The following is a 20989-nucleotide window of genomic DNA, read 5'->3' as shown; positions in this document are numbered from 1 at the left end:
CATCAACGATTTTTCAAGGCAGCTTGCTTATTCCTCTGCACACAGGACTTAAGTAATTTCCATGTTCCTAAAACGCCTTGCGTTTTGGTTTTCACTTTCGCTGTTACTCTTTTCGGTTCAGCGATCATCTGCCAGTCATTCGATGGGGTCCGATCTGACCTATCAATGTCTGGGCGGCAATACCTATCAGGTAACCTTATCGTTTTATCGCGACTGTGTCGGTGTTCCAGCCGACGGATGGGCTGACATTCTCATTCAGTCTTCGTGTTATCCGGCTTTTTACATCACCCTGGACCCCATCCCCGGTACGGGTCAGGAGATTACGCCGATTTGCTCTACGGAGGTTACGACTTGCAGCGGCGGCACGTACACCGGCATTCAGGAATACGTCTATACCGGTACGGTTACGCTCCCCGGTCCTTGCGCCGACTGGACGTTCAGCTACAATCTCTGTTGTCGAAATGCGGCGATCACCAACATCAACCTGCCGGCGAATTCGCTGATGTACATCTTCGCCACCTTGGATAATACTTCGGGCATTTGCAATAACTCGCCGGTGTTCTCGAACAAGCCGGTCCCCTTCGTTTGTCTTGGACAGCAATTCTGTTTCAACCACGGAGCCTACGATCCTGATGGCGATTCACTGGTTTACCAAATGATCACGCCCCTGGATCAGGCCGGACTCGGCGTCACCTACCTCGCGCCGTTTAACGCGTTGAATCCGCTCAGCTCCAGCCCGGCGATGACTTTTAATCCGGCCACGGGCGACATCTGCATGACGCCCACCAACCTCGAGGTCACGGTCATGGCCGTGCTCGTGAACGAGTACCGGAACGGCGTCCTGATTGGAAGTGTCGAACGCGACATCCAGGTGACGGTCATCAACTGCAGCAACATCATTCCGTCGGTCTCCGGCATTAACGGAACCAATAGTTTCGCGACTTCCGTCTGTGCCGGTTCGCAGCTTTGCTTCAACGTCTTCTCGTCGGATGCCGATGCTGCGCAAAACACGACCCTGAGCTGGGACTTTTCCATCCCCGGCGCGACCTTCGTGACCACTCCCGGCACGCGGGAATCCGGTACGTTCTGTTGGACTCCGTCGGCTGCTGACATCTCGACGGTACCCTATTGCTTCACTGTCACGGTGCAGGATGACAACTGTCCGTATGCAGGAAGCCAGACGTTCGCCTATTGCATCAGTGTCAACGGACTTGCCGTGAATGCAGGGCCGGATGTCGCACTCGGTTGCACATCCGGTGCGACCCAGGCGACACTCAACGCGACGATTACCGGTGTGAACGGGCCTTACACCTATTCCTGGAGTTCCGGACAAACAACTTCTTCGATCACAGTCGGTGCGGGCACCTATATTGTTACCGCGACCGGAGGAGGTTGTACGGGTCGGGATACGGTCGTAGTAGCCGGCGGAAGCCCGAATCCGGTAGCGGCTTTCAGTTTCACCGACGATTGCACCGGCACGATCGCGACGTTTACCGACCAATCGTCCGTGTCGGTCGGCGGTTTTAGCGGTTACCAATGGAACTTCGGCGATGGCACAACCGCAGCGATACAGAACCCGACGCATACTTACAGCGCACCCGGTACCTACAACGTCACCCTGATCGTGCAGACCCCCGGCGGTTGCAGTGATACGATCACGCAGGCCGTAACGCTTACTCCGGAATTACCAACGGCCGCGTTCACTGCTCCGCCCGTTTGCTTCGGTTCCAGTACCTCGTTTACTGATCAATCCGTTTCCAATCCCGCGATCACCACCTGGCAGTGGATCTTCGGAGACGGCACGACCTCCGGCGCAGCCTCACCCACACATACCTACGCCGATACGGGATCATACACGGCCAACCTCACTATCACGAACGCAGCCGGTTGTACCAGTACCATTTCACAGACGGTTGTCGTCCATCCGCTTCCTGCGCCGAACCTCGGTCCGGATGTCGCGTATTGCGACGGCGGAAGCGCCAGCTTCACCGCAACCGGTGGCGGCACGTATGCCTGGACACCCGGTGGCATGAGTGATTCGGTGATCACGGTTAATCCAACTACGACAACCTCCTACACCGTTACCGTAACGAATGTACAGGGTTGCACAGGCACCAGCCAGGTGGATGTGATCGTTTATCCTTTGCCGGTTGCCGACTTCACGGCACCTCCTGTATGTTTAGGCGCTCCGAGCGTTTTCTCCGATCAGTCGGTCTCGACACAAACTATTTCCAGTTGGAATTGGACGTTCGGTGACGGAACCGGCAGTACACTGAGTTCGCCTTCGTATACCTATGCGGATACAGGAACCTATAACGCAGTACTGACGGTCACCACGGCCGATGGTTGTACCAGTTCGGTCGCGCAGCCCGTGATCGTGTATCCGGTGCCGACTCCCGATCTGGGTCCGGACCCCGCGTATTGCGATGGCGGAAACGCAACGTTTGGAACCAGCGGCGGCGTCAGCTATGATTGGACACCGGGCGGCATGACGGATTCGGTGATCACCGTCAATCCCTCCGCCACCACCGCTTATACTGTTACCGTTACGAATGCGCAGGGTTGCGCGGCCAGCGATTCCATACTTGTTACCGTTTATCCGCTGCCGATCGCGGATGCCGGCACGAATCAGGCAGTCTGCTTCGGCTCCTCCGCCACACTCACCGCAAGCGGAGGCGTTCTTTACGATTGGCAACCAATTGGGGTCGGCACTGCGACCACCACCATCACCCCCGATACGACATCGGATTATACGGTTCTCGTGACCGATGCGAACGGATGCACCGATACGGATGTGGTCACGGTAGTAGTGAACGAATTGCCCGTTCTCTCGGCAACCGCCGATTCCGCCCGCTGCAACGGTGCGGCCGATGGTGTTGCGACGAGTCAGGTCACTGGTGGAACCGGACCATATGGTTATACCTGGTCACCCTCCGGCGGAAGTGCTGCAGTGGCTGGTGGTCTGACGGCCGGTGCCTATTCGGTCATCGTTACGGATGTCAACGGTTGTTCGGATACCGCCTATGCTCAGGTAAATGAGCCAGCGGCTTTGACGATCGCCGCGTCCGCCACCGATGTGGCCTGCAACGGTTTCACCAACGGAACGCTTAACGCGAATGCAGGCGGAGGAATTCCCGGATATACCTACACCTGGAGTCCGGGGAATCATTCGGGTGCAAGTATTTCTTCCCTTCCGGCCGGAACCTATACGGTAACGGCAACGGACTATAACGGTTGTACCATTACAACCACTACGGTCATCCAGCAACCAACGGTATTGCAAGCCAACGCCAGCGCGGTGCCGACATTGTGTAATGGCAGCGCGACCGGATCGGTCTCTGCGAGTGTGAATGGCGGTACGGCAGGCTATACCTACAACTGGCTTCCGGGAAATGCCACCTCGGCCAATGTCAGCGGGCTGGCTGCCGGCTTATACAATGTCACGGTCCTTGACGCGAACGGTTGTCTGACTACTGCTTCGGTGAACTTGACCGAACCGACACCTGTATCCGTCAGCACCGGTTCAACGGCAGCGACCTGCGGCGTGGCCAACGGCAGTGTGAATGCACTGGCATCCGGCGGTGTTGGCGGATATACTTACAGCTGGACACCCGGCGGCGGAGTCGGCGCGACGGTCAACGGTTTGTATGCGGGCGGTTATACCGTTACCGCGACCGACGCGAACGGATGCACCTCGACGCAGGTAGCCACCATCTCCAACACCGGTGCTCCGGTCATCACCGCTTCGGTTGTGCAAAACGTCTCCTGCTTCGGCGGAGCGGACGGAAGCGCGGTCGCCAACATCGTTTCAGGTAACGGGCCGTTCACCTATTCCTGGCCGGGCGGTGTTGCCAATGATACGGTAAGCGGACTTTCGGCAGGAACGTATCCGGTGACGGTCACCGATGTCAATGGTTGCAGCGCACTGGATACCGTACAGGTGATCCAACCCACGGCCTTGTCGATCATCACCGGTGCACGTCCTGCCAGTTGCGCGGGTTATTCGGATGGTTCCGTGAGCTTCTCCGTTTCCGGCGGCACTCCGGGTTACCAGGCGGTATGGTCGCCCGGCGGACATACCGGCAACATCAATTCAGGGATTCCTGCAGGAGTATATTCGGTTACCGTTACGGATGCGCACGGCTGTACGATACTCGGCAGCGCGACTGTCACGCAACCGCAACCGGTAAGTGTGTCGGGTTCGACTGCGCCTGTATCGTGTAATGGCGGTAGCGACGGACAAGCCTTCATCGCCGCTGCCGGTGGGACGGGTCCGTACGAGTTCGACTGGTTGCCCTCGGGCATTGCCAACGATACTGCGAGCGGACTGGCAGCGGGCCAGCACATCGTCACCATCACCGACAGCCTTGGTTGCATCACCAGCGATACGCTGACGGTTACGCAACCGGATCCCGTTACTCTGACTATCGTTGCTGCGGGAGTCTCTTGCAGCGGCGCGGCCGATGGTGTCGCGGCCGTCACGGCAGCCGGCGGCAATGGAGGTTATCAGTATCTCTGGTCGAACAATGCGACCAGCGCAAGCCTGAACAATGTTCCGGCGGGATTGTATACCGTCATGGTGACCGACCTGCTGGGTTGCACCGCGACCGGTTCGGCGATCGTGGATGATCCGTTTCCGGTGGAATTGTTCGTCGAAGGACCGGCACCGATCTGCATCGGACAAGAAGCCCTCCTCACCGCATCGGCCAGCGGAGGTACGAGTCCGTTCAGCTTCACCTGGAACGAGGGAACCGTCAACGACTCGCTGGCTGTTACGCTTGATACGACAACGACCTTTTCCGTCGTGGTGACCGATGCCAACGGATGCTCGACAGCGCCGCAGGAGGTCGAGGTCGTGGTCTATCCGCCTTTGCAACTGAGCGTGGCGGAGCTTCCAATCATTTGCGGAGGCGATTCCGCGCTCCTGAGTGCGGAGGTGACCGGTGGTAACGGCGGGCCATATGCTTATAGTTGGAACGATGGTGCCATCAACGGCGCATCCTCGGTCATCCAACCCTTGAACGATTCGCTCTTCGTGGTGATCGCCACCGATGGTTGCAGTCCGCCGGTAACCGATTCTGTTTACATCGACGTGCATCCCTTGCCGGTCGTCCAGTTCACGCCGGAGAACATCGAAGGATGCACGCCCGTATCGGTCGACTTTTCAAACCTGATCGATCCGCCGGCGGGTTCAACCTATTACTGGGACCTGGATGATAATGTCACCTCCACCGACCCTGCGCCTACTCATACCTACGTTACACCCGGGACATACGATGTAACGCTTACCATCACCTCCGACCAGGGCTGCGTGGCAACTCAGACGATCGAACAGGCGGTGCAGGTGTGGGGTTACCCGCAAGCCGGCTTCCAGCAATCGGCCGATACGATCTCCATCTTCACGCCGGTCGTTGAGTTCAGCGACATCAGTACCGACGCTGTGAGCTGGGAATGGAATTTCGGCGATGGCAGCACAGCTTCCGGCGAACAGTTTCCTGTTCATCATTATGCGGATAGCGGTAACTACGTCGTACAGCTCATCGTGACCAGCGAAGGCGGTTGTCCGGATACCATCTATGGCATCGTACGGATCGAACCCGAGTTCACGCTCTACATTCCCAACGCGTTCACGCCGAACGGAGACGGAAAGAACGACGGCTTCATCGCGATCGGGGAAGGCGTATTGGAATACAACATGTGGATCATCGACCGCTGGGGCCGCGAGATCTTTTATTCCAACCGTTTCGACAAACCCTGGGACGGCTCCGTGTACGGAGGCGATCCCACCTGCCAGAACGACGTCTACGAATACGTCATCGACGTCCTCGATATCCGGCAACGCAAGCACCGGTTCATCGGGCATGTGACGTTGGTGAGGTGAGGCAGGAGCAATAGTGAACCGCCTGCCGAAGCCTTAGCGTAGACGAACAGTGAACAGTGAACAGTAAATAGTAAACAGTTTGCTTTTGCTGTAGCCTGCCCAGGCATGCTTGGGCAGGCGGATTTACGTAACGCCAGTCGATCATATAACGATGACCCCATAGGGGTCTCATAATCCTTCCATTGGGATATATCGCAATGGAATTGCATTTCGATGACCCCGTAGGGGTCACAGTATCCTAGCCGATCGGGGTCGTATAAAGAGTTCATCGGGGATGCAGCCTGGAATTGCGGCATGCAGGTCCCCGCTGAGTCGAAGCCGGAACGTTGCAGGCTAGCCCCGGGTGAGTGAGGCGCTCCCTGCGTACAACAATGAAAGAGAGTTGATGCGACGAGGGAACACGGGACGGATAGGGAGTAACGAACTGCAGATCCGCTTCTGAGAGCAGTAGGCAGTAGGCAGTAGGCGGCAGGCAGTGAACAGTAAACAGTTTGCTCTTGGCTGTAGCCTGCCCAGGCATGCCTGGGCGGGTGGATTTACCTAACGCCAGTCGATCACATAACGATGACCCCGTAGGGGTCACGGTATCCTTGCAAAATGAATTCATTTTTTATTTCGGCCCCGTAGGGGTCACGGTATCATGGTTGCGTTGGATCCCGTGGATTTGATGAAATACGATTAAAAACAGATTTTGATTATTAAAACCTTCTTTTTTGTTGAAAATTGACCTTTAAACCTCACTTATTCACCTCAATTCCAAGCAAATCCGGCAGAAAAGGGCTAAGTTGCGGAGCCAAATCATTACCGCTCTAGCCGATAGTTTCCGCTTTTACCGGCTACTGCACCCAGTTCGATCATGCGCTTCCCGGCCAGGCTGTTTTCCTTGCTGCTGACTTTGCTTTTGAGCAAGACGGCTTTCGGAAGTCATTCCATGGGCTCCGACCTGACGTATCAATGTCTTGGCGGGAACAGCTACGAGATCACCCTTTCTTTCTACCGCGACTGCGCCGGTATCGATGCCGACACCGGTGCCTTCATCGTCTTCCAGTCATCGTGTTTTCAGGCCGACTCGGTCGAGATCTTTCAGATCGCCGGAACGGGACAGGAGATCAGTCCGGCCTGCGCGGCACAGGCTACCACTTGCAATGGCGGCACGTTCACCGGCATCCAGGAATACATCTACCGCGGCATCATCACCCTGCCCGGTCCGTGTGCCGACTGGAACATCAGCTACAACCTCTGTTGCCGCAATGCCGCCATCACCAACATCCAGGATCCGTCGAACACGCAGATGTATATCTACGCGACGCTCGACAACACCAACGGCCTGTGCAACAACTCGCCGGTGTTTTCCAACAAGCCGGTGCCGTTCGTCTGCCTCGGACAGCAGTTCTGCTTCAACCACGGCGCGTACGATTCTGGAAGGCGACTCGCTCGTGTATCAACTGATCACCCCCTTACGACCGGGCCGGTACGCCGGTGACTTACCTCGCGCCGTTTACTTCGAACCAGCCGCTCTCCTCGAGTCCGGCCATGTCGTTCAATCCGCAGACCGGCGATATCTGCATGACCCCGACCAATCTCGAGGTGACGGTCATGGCCGTGCTGGTGAAAGAGTACCGCAACGGCGTACTGATCGGCAGCGTGGAGCGCGATATCCAGGTGACGGTCATTACCTGTAGCAACATCATTCCAACGCTGACCGGCATCAACGGTACCAACAGCTTCGCGATGACGATCTGCGCGGGCGAACAAACCTGCTTCGATGTGTTCTCGTCCGACGTGGACGCCGGCCAGAACACCTTCGTGACCTGGGACTATGCGATCCCCGGCGCAGATTTCACCGCTCACCCTGCGCCGCGCGAGACCGGGACGTTCTGCTGGACGCCGACCCAGGCGGATGTGAACGTGATCCCGTATTGCTTCACCGTCACGGTACGCGACGACAATTGTCCGTACACCGGTTCCCAGATCTATTCCTTCTGCATCACCGTGCGCGGACTGGACGTGGATGCCGGCCCCGATGCCAACGTGGTCTGTAACAGCTTCGCCACGCTGACAGCTTCCGCTTACGGCGGCAGCGGGGCTTATACCTATCAATGGAATACCGGCCAGACGACCACGGCCATCACCGCCGGTGCCGGTGTGTACACCGTCACCGCCAGCGATGGAACCTGTTCGAACAGCGATACCGTGAATGTGACACCCGCCAACGGCGCGCCGCAGGCCGGCTTCAGCATCGCCCAGACGTGTACCAGTCTGGCTGTCGGTTTTACGGACCAGTCGACGATCGTGGGTGGAACCATCACTTCCTGGTCGTGGAACTTCGGCGACGGCGGAACATCCGCTGCGCAAAGCCCGACGCATACCTATGCCGCGACCGGTACTTACACCGTCATGCTGATCGTGCAAACGGCCACCGGTTGTATCGATACCGTGCGGCAGTCGCTGCTCTTGTCGAACAACCGCCCGACGGCCGCTTTCACCACTACCAATGTTTGTTTTGGCGAACAGGCGAATTTCGACGACGGCAGCGCGTCCAACATCACCTTGTGGGATTGGGATTTCGGCGATGGCAACGGTTCCAATGTGCCATCACCGGCGCATACGTACAACGCCTCCGGCAATTATGTCGTGACGTTATCCGTCACCAATGCGGACGGATGTACCTCGACCACAACGCGGCCGATCACGATCTACACACTGCCCACGGCAAATGCCGGCCCCAATGACACCATTTGCCGGGGCTCCGTGGCTACGCTCACCGCGAGCGGCGGGGTCTCGTATGCCTGGTATCCGGGTGGAGGAACGACGGCAACCTTTTCGGTTTCTCCCACCAGCACCCAGGACTTTTACGTGGTCGTAACCGATGCCCGCGGTTGTACCGACCGCGACAGCGCCCGCGTGATCCTGCGGAGAAGCCCGAATGTCAGCGCGGGCAACACGCGCCGCATTTGTCTGGGCGATACTACGACCCTGAGCGCACAGGCGAACGGTTCTCAACCGCTCACGTATCTCTGGACGCCGGGTAACCTGGCTACGCAGCAGATACAGGTACATCCGAACACCACGACCAACTACTACCTCACCGTGCGCGATTCATATAGTTGCCCGGGATATGATACCGTACAAGTGATCGTCAATCCATTGCCGACCGCTGCGACCAATCCGAACCAGTTGATCTGTCCTGGCGATTCCGCTTTGCTGATCGCCTCGGGTGGCATCAACTACTCCTGGAGCGGCGGCGGAAACAACGATTCGATTTACGTAAGTCCGTTAACCACCACAACGTATACGGTCACCGTCGCCGACACGAACGGTTGTGAAGACACCGAAGATATTCTGGTCACCGTTTCCGCTCCCGCCACCGCGAATCTCGGACCGGATCGTACCATTTGTGCCGGAAGTTCCGTCTCGCTGAGCGTCGGTAATGGAGTCGCCTGGCTGTGGAATCCGGGCGGACAAACCACCTCCTCGGTGAGTGTGGATCCGCTGGTTACGACCGATTACACGATCCGGGTAACCAACTTCGCCGGCTGTCTGGCCTGGGATACCATTCGGGTGAACGTGAATGATCCTCCGGTCATCGCCGCGCAAGTGCTTGGCGATGTTGCCTGCTTCGGTGGGGCCGACGGACAGGCAATGGTAGCGGTGAATGCCGGAACACCTCCTTTCCGGTACTTCTGGAGCGGTGGCGGCACCAACGATACGCTCTCCGGCATACGCGCGGGAACGTTTCAGGTCGCGGTGACCGACTCCAACGGCTGTATCAGCCGCGATTCGGTTGATTCTGGAACCGGCTGCTTTGAGCCTGGCTGCTGACGCATTGCCGGTGTCGTGTTACGGTGGTGATAATGGCAGCGTGACGCTGACAGCCGGTGGCGGAACACCTGTATATGCCGTTACCTGGAACGTGCCCGGTCAATCCGGGCTGGTCCTCGACAGCATGTCAGCAGGCAACTATTCCGCGACATTGACGGATGCCAACGGTTGTACAATAACGACCAGCGCCACGATCGCAGCGCCTGATTCAATCACCCTGCAAGTCATCGCAACCAATCCGCGTTGCTACGGAAGCCCGGACGGTTCGCTGATCGCGCTCGCCGGCGGCGGTACGGGAGCGATCACCTATGTATGGTCGCCCGGAACGGTCGATCGCGATTCCTTGCTTGATGTTCCGGCCGGCACCTATGTACTCCTGCTCACCGACGCGAACGACTGTACCCGTCTTGATACCTTCGTTATCGGGCAACCGGATTCGATCGCGCTTCAGCCGCTTGCCACGCCGATCACCTGCACCGGTTCCCGTGATGGTTCCGTTGAGGTTCATCCGACGGGTGGCACACCCGGCTATCAGTTCCAATGGATGCCCGGTAACGCGACGGATTCGGTCGTGACCAACCTCGACACCGGTTCGTACCGCGTCGTAGTCACCGACGCGAACGGTTGTCGGGACTCCGTTGATATGATTGTGAACGATGCCAATCCGGTCAGCCTTACCGTCGCAGGTCCGCCGGTAATCTGCACCGGACAAACGGCGACCTTACTGGCCACGGCGATCGGTACCCGACCGCCATACAGTTTCACCTGGAGCGACGGTTCCACGCTCGACAGCCTGGTCGTGCAGCCTACGGACACGGCGCGCTATGAAGTCTATGTGACCGACAGTGCCGGCTGTCGTGGCGAACCAGTGGCGATCACGGTGAATGGCTATCCGCCGCTCGACTTGTCGCTCGACGCCTTACCCGCCATTTGTGCCGGTGATTCAGTCTTGTTGCATGCGGTGGCCGGCGGCGGCAATGGCGGCCCGTATTCCTACAACTGGAACAACGGCGCGGTCCTCACGGACGAAGCCATGGCCTATCCGGTAACAGACTCCTCCTTCGTCGTGACGGTTTCGGATGGTTGCAGTCCCGATGCCCTCGACTCGGTACCGGTCACTGTCTATCCGCTGCCGGTGGTCGAGTTCACGCCGATCAGTTCTTCCGATGCGCGCCGGTGGCTGTCAACTTCGATAATCTTATCGAACCGCCCTTGGGAAGTACCTACGCGTGGAATTTCGGCGACGACAGCACCTCGACGGTTCCGGATCCCGCGCATGTGTACACCGAGCCGGGCGTGTACGATGTATCACTCGCCATTACGAGCGACTTCGGTTGTGAGAATCGCCTCAGGATCGACAGCGCGGTGGTGGTGTATGCGTGGCCGGTGGCGGACTTTGACCAGTCGGCCGCGACGCTTTCCATCTTTACACCCTTGCTGGAATTGTTCGACCGCAGCGATCTGTCGGCTTCCTGGCAGTGGGACTACGGCGACGGTACCGTGGATACCGGCGTGGTGAATCCGCAACATCAATACGCCGATACCGGCACGTACCAGATCCGCCTGTTCGTGCAAAGTCCGGGCGGCTGTCCGGATACCGCCTACGGCACCGTACGCATCGACCAGGAACTCACGCTGTACATCCCGAACGCCTTCACGCCGAACGGCGACGGGAAGAACGACGGATTCATCGCGGTAGGGATCGGGGTGATGGAATACGAGATGTGGATCATCGACCGCTGGGGCCGCGAGATCTATCACTCGACCTCGTTCGACCAGCCCTGGGACGGCTCCTACAAAGGCGGCAACCCCACCTGTCAGGCCGACGTCTACGAATACGTCATCCAGCTACGCGACATCAAGGACCGGCGACATAAGTTTATCGGACATGTGACGCTGGTTCGGTAGAAGGGAAAAGGAGGAACGAGACCGTGACCGAGGAAAGTTGAGACGAGGCTAGCCTGCCCAAACGTTAGCGAAGGCAGGGACGAGTTGCGAGATGCGAGGTGCGAGCATACCTAAACCCATTGCCTGCTGAATTCTGCCCACTGCACTGCCTACTGCCTACTGCCTACTGAATTCTGCCCACTGCCTACTGCCCACTACTCACAGTGTCCTTTGTGGTTTAAAAAACCACCGCGATCAAAGACTCTTCCTGGCCAGATAGAAATCGACCATCTCGTAGTCGCTCTTCTCGCGTTCCTCCATGGCGGCCACCGTTTTCGGCGGAGGCACGATCACTTTCTCACCCGGCTTCCAGTTGAGCGGACAGGCGATCTTGTGTTGGTCGGCAGCCTGCAGGGCCTGGAGCACGCGCACGACCTCCTCCATGTTCCGTCCCACGTTGAGCGGGTAGTACATGATCAGCCGGATCTTGCCGTTCGGGTCGATGAAGAATACGGCGCGGACGGCTGCCGTTTCACTCTCGCCGGGTTGCAGCATGCCGTAGCGCTTGGAGACGCTCATGTCGATGTCGGCGATGAGCGGGAAACGCATCGTCACGCCGAGGTTCTTCTTCACGTTGTTGATCCAGGCGATGTGCGAGTGGATGCTGTCGATGCTGAGCCCGAGCAGCTTGGTGTTCATCTTCCTGAACTCCTCCTCGCGGCGCGCGAACTCGGTGAGCTCGGTGGTGCAGACGGGCGTGAAGTCGGCAGGGTGGGAGAAGAAGATCACCCAACTGCCTTTGTTGTATTCCGAGAACTGCAATTCGCCGACGGAGGTCAGCGCCTTGAAATCAGGCGCCACATCGCCGATCCGCGGCATCGTGGTTTGAATGGGCTGGTCCATTTAATGAGGTTTTGGGGTAGGTAACCACAGAGGACGCAGAGGTGCTCACAGAGGACACAACTGTGACCTCTGTGCATTCCTCTGCGTCCTCCGTGGTTTATACATAGTTGAATGATATCACACACGCTGATTAGACGTACTGTTCGATCACCTGTTTCAATTGCGGCGCGGGCACCACGCCCGACTGCCTCCATTTGATCTCTCCCCTTCCGGAAGAGGATGAGCGTCGGGACGCCCTGATACCGTAATGCGCCGCGGCCTGCGGGTTGCGGTCCACGTCCACTTTCAGGATCGTAGCCTGATCACCCAACTGCCCGGCCACCTCTTTCAGAATCGGCGCCATCATCTTACAAGGCCCGCACCACTCGGCCGAGAAATCGACCGGGACAGGTTTGTCGGATTGGATAAGTTGCGAGAAGGTTGACATGGGGGGGGAATTTGTAATTAGTGATTAGTAATTAGTAACTGGTAATTAGTAACTGGTAATTAGTAACTGGTAATTAGTGATTATCAACTTTAATTTTTTTTTCGCTATTCGCTATTCGCTATTCGCTATTTACTATTTACTGTTTACTATTCACTGTTCACTCTTCACTAGCGCCATCACTTCTCACCGACAGCCCTGCATTCTGCCACCCCATGATTCCTCCGTCGAGGTTGGTGACATTCGTGAAGCCGGCGTCTTTCATTTGCTGCATGGCGGCGGCGGAGCGGCGACCGGAGCGGCAGTAGACGAGGTAGGGGTTTGGTCTTGTCGAGTTTCTGGATCTCGTCGGAGAAGCCTGGATTTTCATAGTCGACGTTCGTCGAGCCGGCGAGGTGTCCTTCGGCGTATTCGCCGGGCGTGCGGACGTCCAGCAACACGGCTTCGTGTTTGTCGACGAGCTGTTTGAAGTCGGCCGTGGCGACGGTCTGCGTGCCGCCGGATTTCGTGCCGGCCTGTTGGCAGGAGCTGTTCACCGCCAGCAGGGTGGTGAACACGCTCAGAGGAGGAGGGAGCGGAGGAGTTTCATGGATGTGTTTTTGGGGCTTTGATTTTTTTAACCACGGAGGACGCAGAGGTAGACACAGAGGACACAACTGTGTTCTCTGTGCATGCCTCCGTGTCCTCCGTGGTTTATTTTATGCATTGACCGTCGGAGGCACGACCAGATGGAAATGCGACTGCTTCACTTGGTTCATGCCGCCCGTGATGTTGATCACGTTCGTGAAACCGTTGCGCTTCATCAGCGAGCAGGCGATCATGGAACGATAGCCGCCCGCGCAATGTACGTAGTACGTGAGATCCTTGCGGAGGTCCGGCAGCGCGTCGGGCAACTCCATCAGCGGCACCAGGTGGGCACCTTCGATCACGCCAGCGGCCCATTCCGGCTCGTTGCGCACGTCGAGGATGCGTTTGTCTTCGGTATAGAGGCGGTCGAACTCCTCCGGCGCCAGCGAGCGCACCGTATCCACGGAACGTCCCGCCGATTTCCAGGCGTTGATACCGCCCTTCAGGTAGCCCTTCACGTTCTCATAGCCGACCCGTGCGAGGCGCAGCACCGCTTCGGCCTCTTTGCCTTCGTCGGCTACCAGCACCATCGGGTGTTTGGCGTCGAGTAGTGAACCGACCCATACGGCATACTGTCCGTTGAGGCCGATGTTGATCGCGCCCGGCACGAAGCCCTTTTCGAACTCGGCCGCGTCGCGCGCGTCGAGGACGATCGCGCCGTTGCTCGTCTCCAGGTCGAACGCTTCGAGGGAGAGTGCTTTGGCGTTGTGGCTCATCACCTCGTCGATCGGCGTGTAGCCTTTCTTGTTGATGCCCGCATCCATGAAGAAGTACTTGGGCGGAGCGGTAAGTCCGTCGGTGACGGCTTGCACGAACGCTTCCTTGCTCATCGGTTGCAGGGCGTAGTTGACTTTCTTCTGGTGACCGAGCGTGGTGATCGTCTCTTCGCCGAGGTTCTTGCCGCAGGCGGAGCCGGCACCGTGGCCCGGGTAGAGGATAACGTCGTCGGGCAGCGGGAGGATCTTGTTCTTGATGGACTCGTAGAGCAATCCGGCCAGGTCTTCGCGGCTGAGGTCGCTCTTCACGGCCAGGTCGGGACGACCCACGTCGTTGACGAACACCGTATCGCCGGTGAAGATGGAGTTGGGAAGTCCGTGTTCGTCGAGCAGGAGGAAGGACGAGGACTCCAGCGTATGACCCGGCGTATGGAGCACGCGGATCTTCACGTTACCGAGCGGCAGATCTTCGCCGTCTTGGGCGACGTAGATGTCGTATTCCGCCTTGGCGGTCGGACCGTACACGATCTTCGCGCCGGTCAGGCGAGCCAGGTCGATGTGACCGCTCACGAAGTCGGCGTGGAAGTGCGTCTCCAGCACATACTTGATCTTCGCGCCACGTTCTTTGGCGAGTTGCAGATACGGTTCGGTCTCCCGGAGCGGATCAATGATCGCCGCTTCACCGTTCGATTCGATGTAATAGGCCGCCTCAGCGAGGCAGGAGGTGTAAAGCTGTTGAATATACATGACTGTTGGTTTTTTAGTTTCGGGTTTTGGGTTTCGGGTTTTGGGTTGATTTTGGTGATTGGAGATTAGTAACTAGTAACTAGTAACTGGTAATTAGTAATTAGTGATTAGTGATTTGTAATTTGTTTTTATTTCCTCGGTCTCGGTCTCGGTCTCGGTCTCGGTCTCGTCCTCGTCCCACGTCCCTTTTCCTCGGTCTCGGTCTCGGTCTCGTCCCTTTTCCCCGGTCTCGGTCTCGGTCTCGTCCTCGTCCCTCGTCCCTCGTCCTCGTCCCTCGTCCTCGTCCCCCCCGTCCCTCGTCCTCAAAGTTCCCCGACCAAGTCCCTTCACCAATGACCTTCCTCACACCAGCTTCCCCGTACATCAAGACGCCGCCACTCATATTGACCAGGTTTTCGAAGCCGTGGCGGGCGAGGAGGGAGCAGGCGGAGGCGCTGCGGGCGCCGGAGCGGCAGTAGAGGTAGAAGTGTTTGTCTTTTCCGAGCGCCTCGAATTTTTCGAGGAAGCGCGGGTCGGAGATATCGATGTTCTTCGCGCCGGGCAGTCGACCCGATTTGAATTCCATCACCGAGCGCACGTCCACTACGACCGCCTTCGGATCGTTTTTGACGCGCTCAGCAAAATCCTGGCCCGAGAGGTTCTCGTAGTGCGTCGGGCCGGAGAGGAAGGAGAAGAGGTTGTTGAGCATAGCTGTTTGGTTGTTTCGGGTTGGTTTCGGGTTTCGAGTTTCGGGTTTCCGGTTGGGAGAGTGTTTTGGGTTCTGGGTTTCCTGTTGGTTGCGTGTGGTTCGGGTCGGTGTTTTTATTGTTGGTTCCAGGTGTTTCTAGGTGGGTTGCTCCTGATTTACCATCGTTTTCAACTTTCAACGTTTCAACGTTCAACGGTTAAACGATTTTCCTTCCAACCGGAAACTCGAAACGGGAAACCCGAAACGGCCAACTATATTCAAGTATGATTGTATTTTCATATTCAAGCGCCAAAAAAAGCAACCCCGAATCACATGTTGCAGGGGCAATTCTCAATGATCTCCTGATCTGGCTGACTTCTTTAGCTTTGAGGGAGTAGTAGATATTGGTGCCTTCGCGTTCGGCTTTGAGGAGGCCTTTGATGCGCATGTTGCTGAGGTGGTGGGAGACCAGCGACTGTTCGCACTCCAGATTGGAGCAGAGCTCGTTCACCGAGAGCCGCGGATGTTCCTCCAATAGCGCGATGATCGCGAGCCGGGTCGGGTGGGCGATGGTCTTCAGGATGTAAGCCGCTTTTCAAGCTTCTGGCGTTCGGCGATCATGGTTACTGGCTGAATTCTAATGCAAATATATGAACATATTGTAATAATTGCAAGTATTCACGGATTGTATTTACCTTTTTTGTGTAAAATATTGATAACTAATAAGATAAAATCATCGCATCAAGCAGAAGGAATTCCCGCTACCACGCTGTAGACCCGTCTTGGCCGACGATTTTCCCGCATTTAAGCGATTGAGTGGCCGAACCGGAACAGCGTCCTTGGGGAAATGAAAGCGCTTCCATCCGGCAAGCAGGTCAGCCAGATCCTGTTGGAGCCGATGCAATTGAAAGCACTGGCGGCTTACCTCGCGCTGATCGATCTCAAACGATACAGTCCGGCTACGCGCCGGAGTTACGGCACGGCCTTTCGCTATTTCCTGAGCGGATTTCCCGGTCGAAAGCCCAGCGTGATCAGCAAGGCGGAGATCATGGACTGGCTTTTACGCCAGCAGAAGGTGCACGATTGGTCCGGGAGTTACCAGAACCTGATGATCAACGCCATCAAGTTCTTTTACGAGCAGTTGTTGAAACGACCGCGCGAAGAATACGATTTGCCCAGGGCGAAGGAGCCGCATCTGCTACCCAACATCCTGAGTGTGGAAGAGGTGTTGCGCCTATTTGAATGTACCGGTAACCGCAAGCACCGGCTCTTGCTGATGCTGGCCTACAGCGGCGGATTACGAATTAGTGAAGTCGTCAACCTGGAGCTGGCCGACGTAGACAGCCGCCGCATGGTCATCCACCTGAGGGCCGCGAAGGGGAAGCGCGACCGCGTGGTGATGCTCAGCGAAGTGTTCCTCGAAGAGTTGCGGGAATACTACCGGCGCTACCGGCCGAAGCGGTGGGTCTTTGAGGGCCAGACCGGGGAGCGGTACAGTGTACGCAGCATACAACTCGTGTTCCGGGCGGCGGTAAAGAAAGCCGGCATCAGGAAACGGATCACCTTCCACGGCCTAAGGCATTGTTTCGCGACGCACTTGCTGGAAGGCGGCACCGACCTGCGCCGGATCCAGGAACTGCTTGGGCATCGCTCCATTAAAACCACCCTGCGCTACACCCATGTCGCCACCACCGACCTCGCCAAAGTGACCAGCCCGTTGGATAAAGCGAAACAGCGAAAGTGAATAACACGCATTTCGCCAATCTGCCCGATTGTTTGTATATTCGGGTGAAATCAAAGAATCCAGAGAAATAACACGAAGTAAACCTTCGTCTATTTGAGCGTTACAGGCAAGCATAAAGACGATACCAAATCAAGGCAAACAATTCACTAAAATGACAGACAATGGGTAATATTCATAAAGGAAATATAATATATTGGAATCCAACCTTTAGTTATGGCTTTATTGAATGTCCGGAGCTTTCAAGTAGTATTTTCTTTCATAAAAGCAACTGTAAATATGAAAGCATACAACTTTTTGACAAGGTATCATTTCAAACATCTGTAGCAAATTCAAAAAAGCACAAAGGAAAAAAGGTCGCAATAGAAATAAATCTGATTGAAGAAGGCAATTTCAAAAACTATGATTTACGTATTGGGACTATTCAAAATTGGAATGGCAAATTTGGTTTCATAGACTACCCGACAGACGGTAAAAAAATATTTCTATTTCACACAAGACTATTAAATACAAAGAATATACAAAATAATGATTTAGTTATTTTTAATCCAATTGTCTCAGTCAAAGACACAACGCAATTGTTTGCTTTTTTGCATATCCTGTATCTATTGAGAGGGATGTAGTTTTTTAAAATCACAATACGAAAAATATCATATACCTGCACTAAAGGATTACATATTAAGTATTACTAACCAAAATGAATTAACTCTTACAGAAAGATTTGAATTAGAATTAATGAATTTAGGGTTAATTTCAACAATTGAAGACTACTTGAAATTAGCAGACCTTTTAAAAGATATAGCAAAGATTATTCCTTTACAGCAGAATACGACTTACTATCAAAATATGTTTCTAAAACATATTTAATTCAACTATGGGAATCGGATATTATAAACTCTTATGACATCGATACAATTAAGGAATATTTTATTAGAGCAAATGCTGACACGAAAAGAGTAATTATTCAAAAACTAATAGAAGTAGACAAAGAGGTAATAATTGATAAATATTTCCTTCACTTACAAAACTCAAACAAACTTAAACGCATAAATAACGATTTAAAGACTTTTTTAGACATAATATACCGAAACGAAAAACTAGGAGAAAATCTTTATATGAAAAGGCAAAGCGATATTTGCTTTTGACTCTATCACCCGATGAACTAATTGATTTATGGTTACACGACTACATTGACGGTTTAAGTGAAAGTTATGTTGTGAAAAACTTCAATCTAGGTGATAAAAACTCCATCAAACTGCTTCTACAAAGAAAGGACGAAGATGGAAAGGCAAAATATACAGAACTAATTTCTAAAATTTACGAGCAATATTTTATTGATATAGCAAAGGGCAACTTAGACTTTGAGGAGGAATATCCAAATTTAGTTAAGTATTTAAAAATTTTTGAAAACGAGTTTACAGACCGTTATTTAGAAATAATTGACATTCTTCAAAAAACAATAAGACCATATCAGCAATTTGTATTATGGGTTTTAGGAATTAATATTGAAATAAATGCGTACTTTTTTGTAAAGCAAAATCTAAGTGAAATAAACCATTATTATAGATTAAAGTTTATTTTACGTTATTTGACTGAAAACGATAATGCTGACATAGAAACTCTTTTTAATTTGGTTTATCTAGACCTAAACGGCTTAAAAGGCTTTGCCATCAATTACAAATGGAATGATGTAGTTTATCCAACTGAAATTATTGAAAGAGAAGAAACTCATAGTTTTCTGTGTGACGTAATTGATTACAATTCTAAATCCAAAAAGATTTTAATATTCTTGATTTGGCTGATGCCATTTACAATTCAATTGAAAAATACAACGAAATCCATATACGATTGTGGCTTTATGATTATCTGACTGATAAAAAATATTATAGCTATGTCGGTTTTAGAGCAAATTTTAAATATTTAACAAATAAAGAGCGAGAATATTTTAGAACTAAAACAAATGAAAAAGACTTTTCCGAAATATCTGAACAAGAGGTTTCAGAAGTAAAACCGTGTACAAATTATGAGCAGATTAATGAAACAGCAAAGTCATACAAAGCCTTTGTTGAGAATGTTTACTTTGGCAATGGATACATTAAACTACGTTTAGAAAATAGGGACTATACAGAGCAATTTCCCACAGAGTATTCAAGTACAGGTTTAAACAGAATACCATCAAACCATTACTTGAATAAAATACCTTTGAAAATAGTAGTTGAGGCCAATAAAATTAAAGAATTAACAGGCTTAGAATATTTATTTGCACAAATTCACACAGGTGAAATAGAAAAGGCATTAGGTACAGTTATTGAAGGCAATGAGCGAAATAGCCAGAATTATACATATACTGAAGATTGGCAACTTAGAAAGCAAGTAATTAATTATCTAAACACTAGTCAAGCCAAAAACATAGAAATCACAATAGTAAATGAGCCAAAAAATATGTATAGGCGATTAGATGAGAATTCGGGAATTGATGAATTTGAAAAAACTGAATTATTCACTATAGAAATTGAAAATAAAGATGAATTTGCTATTGTTTGGGAAAATGTAGACTTATCTGAAGATAGAGCAACTTACATCTTTAAATGTTCAAAAGATAATCACAGCGAACAAATACGTAAAATTTCTAATGCCATTACGTCACTTGCACAGTTTAGATCAACTTTGTCAAGTGCAAAAGATGAAAATGAACTCTGTACTTTCAAAAATAATTTTGGCTTTATTACATCAATAAGAAAGCAACGTGGAAAAAACAAGCCATTTTCTAATTGGTTAGGGAAATTGGAAAATGCATTAATACAGCAAATCCCTAAATTACCTAATACCGATGAATTGGAAAAATTAAAAAAATGGACACCCAACATACCACATACAGCGAGGTTAAATAAATCATCACAAATTAGCTTCAAACCATCTGCCGTAATCCGAGAAAAAGATTTGGCAAAAACAGACATATTCACAAGTCAAGAACAAAATAATGATGATGAAAAAATGAAAGAAGCATCTAGCATTAATAATGACGATAAAATTTCATTATTGAATATTTTAAAAGAATTCAATCAACATTTTACTGAATATTTAAAATTCTAAATGCAATGAACGAAGAAATTACCATAGAACAACAATTGCAGACAGAACTTTCTCGACTGAAAAAGGCAATTGAATATATTGAACAAGCTGAAAATAATATTCAAAAGGTTCAATTAGTCAATAATGACACTCAATCCAAATGCGAGGAAATTCTCAAATCAAATGAGGACTTGAAAAGTGCGATATATGACGCAAAATCAGAGACGAACAAGAAATTTGAACAAATTCTCGGTGATTTGGACAAACTTTCTAAAGCTGTTACTTTGCAAAACAAGACGATTGAACAAAATCAAAAGGAAATTGAGCGACTAAAAAGCTTAAAATGGTATCAAAGATTATTCATCTAAAATCAATGCCAGCCTGTAACAGCGTGTTGCCTCAATTGGCGGTGACGTGCAAAATTGAAGCTGAGTGCTCCTATCAAACTTTTGTGCAGGTTGACAGTGAAGTGCTCCGAAATCGCCAACTGCGGCAACACGCA

Annotated in this window: 14 protein-coding genes and 3 pseudogenes; 11 read left to right on the top strand and 6 right to left on the bottom strand. The window is 52.8% G+C overall.

The window, feature by feature from the left end; translation table 11 throughout:
- The first annotated feature begins 61 nt into the window (after window positions 1–61).
- From IPJ96_00305 to IPJ96_00280, 6 genes and pseudogenes are all read left to right on the top strand, one after another.
- Window positions 62–5881 carry a PKD domain-containing protein gene (locus IPJ96_00305; GenBank protein MBK7908801.1) on the top strand — a complete coding sequence of 1940 codons (5820 nt, stop codon included), beginning with the start codon at window positions 62–64 and terminating at the stop codon, window positions 5879–5881.
- Between the two features lie 856 nt (window positions 5882–6737).
- Complete coding sequence (locus IPJ96_00300) at window positions 6738–7364, top strand: hypothetical protein (GenBank protein MBK7908800.1); 627 nt, start codon at window positions 6738–6740, stop codon at window positions 7362–7364.
- Window positions 7361–9703, top strand: a complete 2343-nt coding sequence (locus tag IPJ96_00295) for a PKD domain-containing protein (GenBank protein ID MBK7908799.1) — start codon at window positions 7361–7363, stop codon at window positions 9701–9703. The genes IPJ96_00300 and IPJ96_00295 overlap by 4 nt, the downstream gene beginning before the upstream one ends.
- Window positions 9660–9794, top strand: a pseudogene (locus tag IPJ96_00290) (SprB repeat-containing protein). Before IPJ96_00295 ends, IPJ96_00290 begins: the two are co-directional and overlap by 44 nt.
- Before the next feature lie 120 nt (window positions 9795–9914).
- Window positions 9915–10256 (top strand): annotated as a pseudogene (locus IPJ96_00285) (SprB repeat-containing protein).
- 659 nt (window positions 10257–10915) lie between these two features.
- The gene (locus IPJ96_00280) at window positions 10916–11611 is read left to right on the top strand and encodes a gliding motility-associated C-terminal domain-containing protein (GenBank protein MBK7908798.1); all 696 of its coding nucleotides are present in this window, start codon (window positions 10916–10918) and stop codon (window positions 11609–11611) included.
- Window positions 11612–11845: 234 nt separating this feature from the next.
- Here the strand turns inward: IPJ96_00280 and IPJ96_00275 are convergent, their stop codons facing one another.
- The 6 genes and pseudogenes from IPJ96_00275 to IPJ96_00250 form a co-directional block, all read right to left on the bottom strand.
- A complete protein-coding gene (locus tag IPJ96_00275; protein ID MBK7908797.1) occupies window positions 11846–12469 on the bottom strand; it encodes a peroxiredoxin in 624 nt (207 codons plus the stop codon).
- Between the two features lie 154 nt (window positions 12470–12623).
- Window positions 12624–12920, bottom strand: a complete 297-nt coding sequence (locus IPJ96_00270) for a thiol reductase thioredoxin (protein ID MBK7908796.1) — start codon at window positions 12918–12920, stop codon at window positions 12624–12626.
- A 157-nt stretch (window positions 12921–13077) separates the two neighbouring features.
- A complete protein-coding gene (locus IPJ96_00265) occupies window positions 13078–13287 on the bottom strand; it encodes a rhodanese-like domain-containing protein (GenBank protein MBK7908795.1) in 210 nt (69 codons plus the stop codon).
- A gap of 328 nt (window positions 13288–13615) precedes the next feature.
- Window positions 13616–15007: an MBL fold metallo-hydrolase gene (locus IPJ96_00260; GenBank protein ID MBK7908794.1), complete on the bottom strand. Its 1392-nt coding sequence runs from the start codon at window positions 15005–15007 to the stop codon at window positions 13616–13618.
- Between the two features lie 100 nt (window positions 15008–15107).
- Entirely contained in the window at window positions 15108–15695 is a 588-nt protein-coding gene (locus tag IPJ96_00255) for a rhodanese-like domain-containing protein (protein ID MBK7908793.1), read from the bottom strand.
- Window positions 15696–16003: 308 nt separating this feature from the next.
- Window positions 16004–16257: pseudogene (locus IPJ96_00250) on the bottom strand (winged helix-turn-helix transcriptional regulator).
- A gap of 264 nt (window positions 16258–16521) precedes the next feature.
- Between IPJ96_00250 and IPJ96_00245 the strand changes: the two are divergent.
- From IPJ96_00245 to IPJ96_00225, 5 genes are all read left to right on the top strand, one after another.
- Window positions 16522–17418 (top strand): tyrosine-type recombinase/integrase, encoded by an 897-nt coding sequence (locus IPJ96_00245; GenBank protein MBK7908792.1) that lies wholly within the window; start codon window positions 16522–16524, stop codon window positions 17416–17418.
- Between the two features lie 161 nt (window positions 17419–17579).
- Window positions 17580–18038: a cold shock domain-containing protein gene (locus IPJ96_00240; GenBank protein ID MBK7908791.1), complete on the top strand. Its 459-nt coding sequence runs from the start codon at window positions 17580–17582 to the stop codon at window positions 18036–18038.
- A gap of 512 nt (window positions 18039–18550) precedes the next feature.
- Window positions 18551–19285, top strand: coding sequence for a hypothetical protein (locus tag IPJ96_00235; protein MBK7908790.1), 735 nt, complete (start codon window positions 18551–18553; stop codon window positions 19283–19285).
- Window positions 19210–20508 (top strand): hypothetical protein, encoded by a 1299-nt coding sequence (locus IPJ96_00230; GenBank protein ID MBK7908789.1) that lies wholly within the window; start codon window positions 19210–19212, stop codon window positions 20506–20508. The genes IPJ96_00235 and IPJ96_00230 overlap by 76 nt, the downstream gene beginning before the upstream one ends.
- Window positions 20509–20513: 5 nt before the next feature.
- Window positions 20514–20855, top strand: a complete 342-nt coding sequence (locus tag IPJ96_00225) for a hypothetical protein (GenBank protein MBK7908788.1) — start codon at window positions 20514–20516, stop codon at window positions 20853–20855.
- Window positions 20856–20989: the final 134 nt, after the last annotated feature.

This window comes from Bacteroidota bacterium, from assembly GCA_016713765.1.
Classification (GTDB): domain Bacteria; phylum Bacteroidota; class Bacteroidia; order AKYH767-A; family 2013-40CM-41-45; genus Pollutiaquabacter; species Pollutiaquabacter aromativorans.
This window is presented reverse-complemented; position numbering and strand designations above follow the sequence as displayed.